Genomic DNA, 203 nt, shown 5'->3' on the forward strand with positions numbered 1-203 from the left:
ATGTTGAGTTGGAACTCCATCTATTCCTTGATTTTCAAAGGATTTTTCACTGATCCGATCCGGAATATTTTTTTGCTCTAAAACCTGATTGACACTAACTGCCCAATTATGACGCCATTCAATTATTTTTTCTTTCTTATCCCAATCGACCATCAGTATCTTTCTACTCTTAGGGTACTTGCTAGTTCCGGTATACATTTTTT

The 203-nt window shown here is 35.5% G+C and carries 1 protein-coding gene; it reads right to left on the reverse strand.

All coding sequences use genetic code 11. The annotated features are described in order from the left end of the window. Window positions 1-203, reverse strand: a 203-nt coding sequence (locus tag FC98_RS13965) for a MobA/MobL family protein (protein WP_162254980.1), incomplete at both ends; no start/stop codon positions are given.

It is taken from the genome of Lentilactobacillus kisonensis DSM 19906 = JCM 15041, from assembly GCF_001434135.1.
In the GTDB taxonomy this organism is placed as follows: Bacteria; Bacillota; Bacilli; order Lactobacillales; family Lactobacillaceae; genus Lentilactobacillus; species Lentilactobacillus kisonensis.